Source organism: Allobosea sp. LjRoot9 (genome assembly GCF_964252745.1).
In the GTDB taxonomy this organism is placed as follows: Bacteria; Pseudomonadota; Alphaproteobacteria; order Rhizobiales; family Beijerinckiaceae; genus Allobosea.
Genome location: NZ_CAXUPC020000003.1, coordinates 226044 through 236820, shown reverse-complemented (window position 1 = coordinate 236820; position 10777 = coordinate 226044). Strand labels below are relative to the sequence as shown.

At 65.6% G+C, this 10777-nt stretch carries 9 protein-coding genes; 4 read left to right on the top strand and 5 right to left on the bottom strand.

Annotated elements, in window-relative coordinates; all coding sequences use genetic code 11:
• Window positions 1–34: 34 nt before the first annotated feature.
• The gene (locus ACSQ3P_RS15595) at window positions 35–1000 is read left to right on the top strand and encodes an alpha/beta fold hydrolase (RefSeq protein ID WP_436166461.1); all 966 of its coding nucleotides are present in this window, start codon (window positions 35–37) and stop codon (window positions 998–1000) included.
• On the top strand, window positions 1000–2574 hold the full coding sequence (locus ACSQ3P_RS15590) for a rhodanese-like domain-containing protein (protein ID WP_436166460.1): 1575 nt from the start codon (window positions 1000–1002) through the stop codon (window positions 2572–2574). Before ACSQ3P_RS15595 ends, ACSQ3P_RS15590 begins: the two co-directional genes overlap by 1 nt.
• Here ACSQ3P_RS15590 and ACSQ3P_RS15585 read toward each other — a convergent pair.
• Both ACSQ3P_RS15585 and ACSQ3P_RS15580 read right to left on the bottom strand, forming a co-directional pair.
• Window positions 2558–3625, bottom strand: coding sequence for an isocitrate/isopropylmalate dehydrogenase family protein (locus ACSQ3P_RS15585; RefSeq protein WP_436166459.1), 1068 nt, complete (start codon window positions 3623–3625; stop codon window positions 2558–2560). The genes ACSQ3P_RS15590 and ACSQ3P_RS15585 overlap by 17 nt on opposite strands.
• A 2-nt stretch (window positions 3626–3627) precedes the next feature.
• On the bottom strand, window positions 3628–5046 hold the full coding sequence (locus tag ACSQ3P_RS15580; RefSeq protein WP_436166458.1) for an MmgE/PrpD family protein: 1419 nt from the start codon (window positions 5044–5046) through the stop codon (window positions 3628–3630).
• 136 nt (window positions 5047–5182) lie between these two features.
• On the opposite strand from ACSQ3P_RS15580, the gene ACSQ3P_RS15575 reads away from it, so the two are divergent.
• The gene (locus ACSQ3P_RS15575) at window positions 5183–5869 is read left to right on the top strand and encodes an FCD domain-containing protein (RefSeq protein WP_436166457.1); all 687 of its coding nucleotides are present in this window, start codon (window positions 5183–5185) and stop codon (window positions 5867–5869) included.
• On the opposite strand, the gene ACSQ3P_RS15570 is transcribed toward ACSQ3P_RS15575, so the two are convergent.
• From ACSQ3P_RS15570 to ACSQ3P_RS15560, 3 genes are all read right to left on the bottom strand, one after another.
• A complete protein-coding gene (locus ACSQ3P_RS15570) occupies window positions 5870–7600 on the bottom strand; it encodes an ABC transporter permease (RefSeq protein WP_436166456.1) in 1731 nt (576 codons plus the stop codon).
• 114 nt (window positions 7601–7714) lie between these two features.
• Window positions 7715–8776, bottom strand: coding sequence for an ABC transporter substrate-binding protein (locus ACSQ3P_RS15565; protein ID WP_436166455.1), 1062 nt, complete (start codon window positions 8774–8776; stop codon window positions 7715–7717).
• 52 nt (window positions 8777–8828) lie between these two features.
• Window positions 8829–9890, bottom strand: coding sequence for an ABC transporter ATP-binding protein (locus ACSQ3P_RS15560; RefSeq protein WP_310147084.1), 1062 nt, complete (start codon window positions 9888–9890; stop codon window positions 8829–8831).
• 210 nt (window positions 9891–10100) lie between these two features.
• Between ACSQ3P_RS15560 and ACSQ3P_RS15555 the strand changes: the two genes are divergently transcribed.
• Window positions 10101–10766, top strand: a complete 666-nt coding sequence (locus ACSQ3P_RS15555) for an FCD domain-containing protein (RefSeq protein WP_436166454.1) — start codon at window positions 10101–10103, stop codon at window positions 10764–10766.
• Window positions 10767–10777: the final 11 nt, after the last annotated feature.

Here is a 10777-nt window from a genome sequence, read left to right as displayed (position 1 = left end):
TTCATCGCATGGGATCTGGCGAGGAGCAATGCCGATGATGCTGGAACGATCGGGCGGCGATACGAGCCGGCCACCTTTATTGCCGCATGGCCCCGTGCTGATGGCAGGGTTCGAGCGGCGCAGGTTGCGCACCCGCGGCGCCGAGATCGAGGTCGCCGTCGCCGGCAGTGGGCCGCCGCTGCTGCTCATCCACGGCAACCCGCTCAACCTGGCGAGCTGGCACAAGATCGCGCCCTCGCTGGCGCAGAGCTTCACGGTGGTGGCGACCGATCTGCGCGGCTATGGCGACAGCTCCAAGCCTGAGGGCGGCGGGGACCATTCCGAGTACAGCTTCCGCGCCATGGGCGAGGACAATTTCGACGTGATGGACGCGCTCGGCTTCGACAGCTTCGCGATTGCGGGGCACGACCGGGGCGCCCGCGTCGCCTTCCGCATGGCGCTCGACCAGCCGCATCGCGTCACGGCGCTGGCGGCGCTCGACATCGTGCCGACCCACCATGTCCTGACTCATGTCAGCCTGGGCTGGGGGCTGGAATCCTATCACTGGTTCTTCATGGCGCAGAAGGCGCCCTTCCCCGAGCGATTGATCTGCGCCGATCTCGATTATTACATCCGCTACAAGCTCAACAAGAAGGGCGTCGGGCTCGAGATCTTCACGCCCGAGGCGCTGGCCGACTATGCGCGCTGCACGACGCCGGAGCAGATCCACGCGGTCTGCGAGGACTACCGCGCCACGGTGACGCTCGACCTCGCCATGGACACGGCCGATTACGGCAAACGCAAGATCGACTGCCCGGTCCTCGTGCTCTGGGGTTCGAACAGCCATTGCGGCCGGCATTTCAGGCCGATCGAGGCCTGGAGCGAATGGGCGCATGACCTGCGCGGCTGGGCGATCCCGACCGGGCATTACCCGGCCGAGCACCGGCCCGACCTCGTCTACGCCACCTTCCACGAATTCTTCTCCGGCCGGGAACCCGCGCCCTACAGCGAAGCCGCCTGATGGCTGCGATCGATCCGCATGAGGCGAAACGGCGCCTGCATGCGCCCAGTGAGATCGCCTGCCTCGACCTGCGCGAACACGGCCAGTACGGCGAGGGTCATCCCTTCCTCGCTGTCCCCTGCCCCTATAGCCGGCTTGAGGTCATGGTCACGGCTCTCGTGCCGCGCCGCGACGTGCCGATCATCCTGGTCGACGAGGGCGACGGCGTGGCACGGCGCGCTGCGGCGCGTCTGGCCGCGCTTGGCTATGCGGAGATTGACTGGATCGACGGCGGCGCCCCCGCCTGGGCGGCCGCAGGCTACACCCTGTTCAAGGGCGTGAACCTGCCGAGCAAGACGCTGGGCGAGCTGGTCGAGGCGCAGTGGCACATTCCCGCTATAGGACCCGATGCTCTCGAGGCGTGGCGGAGCGAGCACCGGTCCTTTCAACTGTTCGACGGCCGCCCCGCCGTCGAATTCGCCAAGATGACCATTCCCGGGTCGCGCTCCATGCCCAATGGCGAGGCGGGTCATCGCTGGGAGGCGCTCGCCCTGGAAGCCGACCCGGTCGTGATCAATTGCGCGGGGCGCACACGCAGCATCATCGGGGCGGCAGGCCTCGCACTCGTGCAACCCGGATTGCCTGTGCTCGCCCTGGAGAACGGCACCCAGGGCTGGGCCTTGTCGGGCCGCGCGCTGGCGCATGGTCAGGCCGCCGCGCCGCTGCCAGCAGCGCAGACCGATGCGAGCCGGCAGCGCGCCGATGCCTTCATGGCGGCACACGGCCTCCCGCAGATCGATCGCGCCAAGGCCGAAAGACTTGCACGCGAGCCGGACCGGACGACCTATCTCCTCGATGTGCGCGATCCCGCCGAGCATTCGGCCGCACCGCACGCCGCCGCGCGATCCGCGCCGGGCGGCCAACTCGTCCAAGCCACGGATCAGTGGATCGGCGTGCGCCGCGCCCGCGTCATCCTTGCCGACGATACCGGCTTGCGGGCGGCGCTTGCCGCCTTCTGGCTGCGTCAGCTTGGCTACGAGACCTATGTGCTCGCCGGCATCGACGCCTGGCCCGCCGATTGGCGCTTGCCCGTCGAGCCCTTCCGGCGGCTGCATCTTGCCGCACTGCCTGAGGTCGCGGCAAGCGAAGCCGTCTCGCAAGCCCGGGATGGCGACCTCCTGCTCGATCTGCGCGGCTCGTTCGACTATCGCGCTGCCCATCTGCCCGGCGCCGCATGGTCGATCCGGCCTCGGCTGCCGGCGGTGGCCGGGCGCCGCGTCCTGCTGGCCGGGGAAGCGAATATCACCGCGCTGGCCGCCATCGAGCTGATCGAGGTCGGCGCTGTCTCGGTGCACAGGATCGCGGGCGATGCGCAAACCTGGCGCGATGCCGGACTTGCCCTGGAGACCTCACTGGGCGCCCCTGCCGACGTTGAGGCGATCGACTTCCTGTTCTTCGTGCACGACCGGCATGACGGCAATCTCGATGCAGCCCGGCGCTACCTCGCCTGGGAAATGGGCCTCCTCGGCCAGCTCGACGAAGCCGAGCGGAGCGAGTACCGGCTGGATGCAGTCGACCTCAGCCGATCACGCTGACGATCGCCTCGGTCATGGCCTGCGTACCGGCCGTGCCACGGATGTCGCGCGTGCGCGTCTGCGGTGAGGCCAGCGCCTTGTCGATCGCACCCTGCATCGTTTGCGCTGCGTCCAACGCCTGCGGGAGCATCCTGGCGCGGCCGAGATGCTCGATCAGCATCCGCGCCGATTCGATCATCGCATAGGGATTGGCGAGGTCCTTGCCGGCGATATCGGGGGCCGAGCCATGCGTCGCCTGCGCCATGGCCAGCCCGCCCTCCCCGATGCACAGGCCCGGCGCCATGCCGAGCCCGCCGACGAGCCCCGCAGCCTCGTCGGTCAGGATGTCGCCGAACATATTCGTCGTCACCACCGTGTCGAAACTCTGCGGATCACGGATCAGGCGCATGGCGAAAGTATCGACGATCACCTCGTCGACCGTGACGTCGGGATAGTCGCGCGCGACCTCGTAGCAGCTTTCCACGAACATGCCGCAGCCGAGCTTGAACACGGTGTTCTTGTGCACGAGCGTCAGGCGCTTCTTGCGCGAGCGGGCAATATCGAGGGCGGCGCGTGCGACCTTGCGACTGCCCTTGCGCGAGATGACGCGCACCGAGATGGTCAGGTCGTCATTGGGCCTGAACTCGCCGGAGCCCATCACCACGTTGCGGTCCGGCTGGAAGCCTTCGTTGTTCTCGCGCACGATGACGAGGTCGATATCGTCATAGATGCAGCCGATGCCGGGATAGGAGCGCGTCGGGCGTACATTGGCGAACAGGTCGAAATGCTTGCGCAGGATCGGATGTGGATTGATCGCGCCCGGCCCCTTCGGATAGGCTTGATGGCCGATCGGGCCGAGAATGAAGCCATCGAAGGTCGCAAGCGTCTCCAATGTGCCCTCGGGCATCGTCGTGCCGTGGCTGTCGAGCGCGGCACGGCCGATGGGCATCGGCCGCCAGTCGATCTCCAGCCCATGCCGGGCAGCGGCAGCTTTCACCACCGCTACCGCCGCCGGCACGATCTCGTGGCCGATATCGTCCCCGTCGAGGACGCCGATGACGAGCTGAGCCATGGTCACAGCCGCAAGGGCGCCATCAGGCGCTCGATCGAGGGCAGCGTCTCCAGATCGCGCACCAGGGCGATCACCTCTTCGATCCGCTCCGGCGCAAGCCTGGCGAAGCCGGCTGTCTCGCGGAACTTGTCGGAGACCTCCTCATAGCTCATCGGGTTGGTCGGGCTGCCCTTGCCGAAATCGGCCCGGCCCGAGATCGTCCGGCCGTCCCTCAGCGTGATGGCGATGAGGGTCGTCATCTTGTCGTAGCCGGCGGCCTCCGCCTCCTCGTCGACGACGAAGTCGACCCGCTCGATCATCGCCTTGATGTCGGGGCGGTTCACGACCTCGTCGGTGAACTCGGCAAGGCCGGCTTTGCCCTCGATCAGGAGGGCCGCCATGCAGAACTCCATCGAGAACTTGGCCTGGAGCTCGTTGCTCGGGCGGTGGTGGATCAGGGCATTGGGCATGTTGTGGTTGGTGCCGATGCGAACCCGCTTGACCTCGCCGGCCGTGATCTTGTTCTCGCGGATGAGGCGCAGCATCTCGGTCATGCCGGGATGGGTGAGCGAGCCCGACGGATGCGGCTTGATCGAGATACCCGGCGTCGCAAAGGTCCAGGGCGCGCCGAGCTGGTTCAGGATCGCAGCCTCGTCATAGCCGCCGCCGGCGGCGCGGAAGAAGCCGCGCGGCGCCTCCAGGATCTTGTCCGTGGCGCTCCAGCCATATTCGGCGAACTGCGCCGCCGCGACGCCGCTCTCCGACGAGCGCCCGGCATGGAAGGGTTTTGTCATCGTGCCGAAATTCTCGCGCAGGCCAGCCGACTGGCTGCCGGCGATGGAGAGCGCGCGCAGGGTCTGGTCGAGGTTGAGCCCCATCAGCTTGGCGCTGGCGGCCGCCGCCGCGAAGGTGCCGCAAGTGGCCGTGGCGTGAAAGCCGGTCTGGTAATGGCGCGGGTTGATCGCCTCGGCGATCTTGCACTCCACCTCGACGCCCAGATGATAGGCAAGCATCACCTCGCGCCCGCTGGCGCCCTTCGCCTCGCCCATCGCAAGCGCCGCCGGCAGCGCGGGCGCGGTCGGATGGGTGAGCAGGCCGTAAACCCGGTCCTTGGCCACCGCGAGCTGGGTGTCGTCATAATCGTCCGCATGAATGCCGACGCCATTGGCGAAGGCAGCGAAACGCGGCGCGACCTTCAATTTCGAGCCGATCACGGTGGCCGGCCCCTCCCCGAGATTCAGATCCATCAGATGCCGGCGGACATAGTCGCCGCTATGGGCGACCGAACCCGACAGCGCCAGCCCGAGCCCGTCGAGGATCGATTTCTTGCCGAGTGCGACGACATCGCCGGGCAGATCCGCCGGCGAAGCCTCGCAGATGAAGCTCGCGACATAGCGCGTCAGGCCGTTATCCGAAGGCGAAAGATTATCGGGCGTCTTCATGGCGTCCTCCAGGATCGGTCATCAGCGTCTAATTGTCTTTTGCCGATTGTCAACAGTTTAAGATTCGATGGCATCCGCCACTTGCGGCTGATAGATTGAGGCAACCGCACGGAACCCATTGCAGGAACCCCATGGCATGAGTCTCGATATCGATTCCGCCCTGCAGCTTCGCCGCAACCAGTCGCTGACCTCGATCATCCGCCGCGAGCTGGAGCAGATGATCGAGCGGGGCGAGCTGAGTGCCGGCGAGCGGCTCAACGAGAATGCGCTCGCCGCCAAGCTGGGGGTCAGCCGGGGGCCGATCCGCGAGGCTTGCCGCGGGCTGGAGCAGAGCGGGCTGGTGAATGTCGTCGTCAACCGCGGCGTGTTCATCCGCGCGCTCGACGGGCGCGAAGCGGCCGAGCTCTACGAGATCCGGGCGGCGCTCTATGGCCTGGCTGGCCGGTTGCTGGCGCCGATCGTCACCGACGAGCAGATCGCCATCCTCACCGGCTATGTCGAGGAGATGGACGCCGCCATGGCGGCAGGCGACCTGAACAGCTTCTATCCCGGCAATTTGCGCTTTCACGAGGCCATCGTCGAATTCGGCGGCAATGCGCGCCTGGCAGCCGAATGCGCCGCGATCCACCGCGAGATGCACCTGCTGCGCCGCCGCACTCTCGACATGCCGGGCCGGATGGCGACCTCCAATGACGAGCACCGCGCCATCCTCGAACGCATCGCTGCACGTGATCCCGCAGGGGCCGAAGCTGCACTGGAAGAGCATGTCCTGATCAGCCGTAGCGCGCTGTTTGGCCCACTCGGTCATTATCCTGACGCCTGATCAGCCACGGACCGGCCCGACTCTCACGCCCCCGAGAAGCGGCAGGCGATTGGCGAGGAACACGACGGCGAACGAGACCATCAGCAGCATGATCCCGAGCACGGAGATCGCGCCGAGATCACCGGATTCGTTCAGGTCGTAGATGATGACCGAGACGAGCTTGGTGTCCGCCGTCGTCAGCAGGATCGTGGCGGAGAGTTCGCGGATCGTGCCGATGAAGACGAAGCACCAGGCCGCCACGACATTGGAGCGCAGCAGTGGTGCGGTGATGGTGCGCAGCGTCGTCATCCGCGTCGCACCCAGAATGCGCCCCGCCTCCTCCAGTTCGACATGCACGCTTTTGAAGGCCGAGGAGAGCTGCTGATAGCCCGCCGGCATCTCGATGGTCAGGAAGGCGATCAGCAGGATCCAGAGCGTGCCGTAAAGCGGCAGGATCGGGCTGGAATAGCTGAGGAAGAGGCCGACACCGAGCACGATGCCGGGAATCGCGATCGGCGCGGTCGCGAGATAGCCGAGATAGGGCGCCGCCCGCGAGGTGCCGCGCGTGACGAGATAGGCCACGACGAGCGCGATCGCCGTGCCGATGGTCGCCGTGAGGAAGCCGAGCAGGAAGGTGTTGCGCAGCGCGAGCTGGGTCGCGGAGAACTCGAAGAACACGAACCAGATATGATGGAGCGTGAAGCTCTCGAAAGTCAGCGGTTCGGCCACGGTGCGGGTGAGCGCTGTCTTCACAAGCGCCGCATAGGGCATCAGCACTGTCAGCGAGAGGATGAGGAAGGTGAAGCCGAGCGCCAGCCATTTCCAGCGCCCGAGCACGGTGATGCGTACGCTCCCGCTCTTGCCGCCGAGCGTGGTGTAGCCGCGCCGGCCCAGGATACGCCGCTGCGTCCACAGCAACAGGATGGTGACGAGAAGCAGCGGCAGCGCGGCAGCAGCTGCAAGCCCAGGCTTGGGCGGATACTGGAACAGGCTCCAGATCTTGGTGGTGATGACATGGAAGTTCGCCGGCAGGGCCAGGATGGCCGGCGAGCCGAACATCGTCAGCGCCTGCAAGATCGCGATGAGCGAGCCGGCGAGCATGGCGGGCAGCACGAGCGGGATCGTCACCTTGCGCAAGGTCGGCCAAAGGCCGCCGCCGAGGATGGCGGAGGCCTCCTCCAGCTCGGTCGGCACACGTTCGAGCGCGTTCGTCACCAATGTGAAGACATAAGGAAACGTGTAGCAGGAGATGGCGAAGACCAGCCCCGAGAGCGTGTAGATGTCGACGAGGTATTCGTAAGGGTCCAGGCCGAACAGCCCGCGATAGACGGCATTGATGATGCCGCTATTGGGCGCGGCGAGAATCTCCCAGGCGATGGCGCCGAGGAAGGGCGGCGTCACGAAGGAGGCCATGACGAGCCCGCGTACCATGCTGCGGCCCGGCATGTCGGTGCGCGCCACGATCCAGGCAAGCGGGACCGCGATGACGCAGGACATCGCCCCGACGCTCAGCGACATGGTGATGGCGACGATGAAGGGCCGGCGCAGCGTCGCATCGGTGACCAGCGCCCTGAAATTGGCGAGGCTCAGGCTGCCCGTCTGGTCCGTCACCGCATAATAGCCGAGCCAGCCGAGCGGCAGCACCACCAGCACCGCCAGGATCACCGTGAGCAGTACGAAGATCGGCCGCGACCAGTCGAAGGTGATGCGGCGCGTGGGAATCCCGGCCTCGATCCCGGTTATCGCAGTCATGCGGATCTCCGTGCGCAGCCAGCACGCGACGCGAAGCCGCCGAGCGCTGATGTCGTCAAAAGGCGAAAGGACGGCGCGGAACGCCCGCGCCGCGGGAGGACGGCCGCGACCGGATCAGGTGCCGAAATACTCTTCGTATTTCTTCTTGATCATCTCGATATTAGGCTCGAGCTTGATCGGGTCGGAATAGAGCAGCTTGATCTTGGAGAGCGGCGTGCGCGTCTCCTTCTCCTTGACGCGCGGGTGGAAGGAGCGCAGCCCGCCGAAATCGCTGTTGAGCTGCTGCGTCTCCTGATCGAACAGGAAGGAGTAGAACAGCTTCGCGGCATTGGGATGCGGCGCGTTCTTGAGCAGGCCGCTATGGCCGATGGCGATCGGCGTGCCCTCCGTCGCATAGACGATCTCGACGGGAACGCCGCTCTCCTTCAGCATGAACATGTTGTATTCGTTGCCGTCAGCCTCGATGGAGCGCTCGCCCTGGGCCAGTTTCTTCGGCGGCTCGGTCGATGACTGCACCTGCATGATGCGCTGCTTGCCGAGCTTCTCGAAGAAATCCCAGCCGAGCGCCTGGCTCAGCACGTCGGTCCCGGTCATCACCGTGCCGGAATAGCCGGGATGGGCTTTTACGATGCGGCCGCGCCATTTCGGGTTGAGCAGGTCGGCGTGGCTCTTGGGCGCCTCCTCGGCCTTCACCTGTTTGGTGTTGTAGCCGATGACCGAGAGATGCGCGCGATAGGCGGCGTAGTAGCCGTCCGGATCCTTGGCCTCCTTCGGCCAGTCCTTGGCGACCTCGGCCGGCACGGCCTGAGTCAGCCAGCCATTGCGCTTGAACAGCACGAAGTGCACCGCATCCGAGGTTTCCACCACATCGGCGTTGTAGATCGAGCTGCCATATTCCTGGCTCAGGCGCTGGAACACGCGTTCCGCGCCCGAGCGCTCGACCTTGACCTTGATGCCGGGATATTTCGCCTCGAAGGCGCTGCCGACCCGCTCGGCAACCACGACATCGGTGGCGGTATAGAAGGTGACGATGCCCTCCTTCTTCGCCGCCTCGATGAGCCCCGGCGTGACGTCGTAGGGTGCGGGGGCCTGCGCAAGGGCGGGCAGGCCGCTAAGAGCCGTGGAGAGAAGAAGACCGGCCATCACGGAGCGTCTGTCGAACGTTGAACGTTTCATTCTTGTTCCTCCCGATTGTTATCGTTGGCTAAAACGGCCTTTGGCCCCTCGTTCAGCGAGCCAGGGCGCGGCAATACTCCTGCGGAAAGTGCAGCCAGACGGGCTGTCCGCGATCGATGGACAGATGAGGCTCGGCCACCGTGCGAATCTGCGCGCCGCCGGGAAGCTCGATCAGGTAGTCGCGATGCGAGCCGAGATAGACCTGACGCAGGACCGTGCCCTGCGTCCGGTTAGGGCCGTCGCCCTGGGGCTTGGAGTCCAGCACGATGTCGTGGTGGCGCACCGAGACGACGCCGTCCCCACCGGCGGAGAAATCGCCGGCGCCGCAACGCAGTTTCAGCGGACCGCATTCCACCGTGTCGGCATCGAGCCAGCGGCCCTTCAAGATATTGGTGCCGCCAAGGAAGCGCGCAACAAATTCCGACTGCGGCCGCTCGTAGATCTCCTCGGGACTCCCGGCCTGCTCGATGCGCCCCTGATTCATCACGACGATCAGATCGGCCGTGGTCATGGCCTCGGCCTGATCATGCGTCACATAGACCGTGGTGTAACGGAAGGCATCGTGCAGGCGGCGGATCTCGAAGCGCATCTCCTCGCGCAGATTGGCGTCGAGATTGGAAAGCGGCTCGTCCAGCAGCAGAATCTCGGGCTCGACGACAAGCGCACGGGCCAGTGAGACGCGTTGCTGCTGCCCGCCCGAAAGCTCTCCGGGATAGCGCTCGGCAAGCGCCTTCAATCGCGTGACATCGAGAATCTTGTCGACGAGCCGCGCGATCTCGGCGGCCGACATCTTCCTGAGCATCAGGCCATAGCCGATATTCTCGCGAACAGTCATGTGCGGCCAGAGTGCATAGCTCTGGAAGATCATCGACATGCCCCGCCGCTCCGGAGGCTCGCTCCACCCAGCGGACGAGATCGTGCGTCCGCCGACGTGAATCTCACCGCCCTTGGGTGTGATGAAACCGGCGATCAGTCGCAGCGTCGTCGTCTTGCCGCAGCCCGATGGCCCGAGCAGGCAGACGAGATCGCCCTTCTCGACTTTGAGGTCGACGCGATCAACCACGGTCAGCGCGCCATAGCGCATGGTGAGGTCGGCCAGCTCCAGAAACGCCAATGCATCCTCCCAGACGCCGTCTCGTTACGACACCAGCCCGGGCGTTGCTCGTCGCCCGACATCAAGCCGGGCCACGTCTGCCTCTGTGTGAGCTAGCGGCCGAAGGGTAGGAATCTCAAAGCCGATTGTCAACAATAAGCATTTCATTTTGCAGATTGTTGACATTCTTCAGACGACATTTTACCGACGATTCCCAAGGAAGGAAAGCCAATGCTCGCCCAAGCCATCGAGCTGCTGAGGGATCGCTCCCTGCCCATGCTGATCGAGCAGGAGATCGAGCGCGTGATCCTGGGCGGCGAATACGCACCCGGCGACAAGATCAACGAGCAGGCGCTGGCGCTGCGTTTCGGCATCAGCCGCGGCCCCATTCGCGAGGCCCTGCGCTCGCTCGACCGCACCGGCTTGATCGACACCATTCCCAACCGCGGCGTCTTCGTGCGACGGCTCACGGCCGCGCAAGCCGCCGAGATCTACGATGTGCGCGCCGCGCTTTTCGCCCTCGCCGGGCAATGTCTCGCCATCCGGGCCAGCGCAGCGGATGTCGAGCGCCTGCGAGGCCATGTCGCAGCCATGGACGAGGCCGTCGCACGCGATGATTTCGAGAGCTACATCACTGAGAATTTCGCCTTGCACGAAGCGATCGTCACCCGCGCCGGCAACGCCACGCTTGCCACGCATTACCTCGCGCTCGTCAAGCAATTGCGGCTCTACCGCACCCGCAACCTGATGCTGGCGGATTCCGTGCACGCCTCCAACGAAGAGCATCGCGAGATGGTGGAAGCCATCGCCGCGCGCGACCCCGCTCGCGCCTATGCCGCTCATTTCAACCATGTGGCTACGGCCAAGACACGCCTGATGGCGAACCATCTGACTTGAGAGGGACCTCC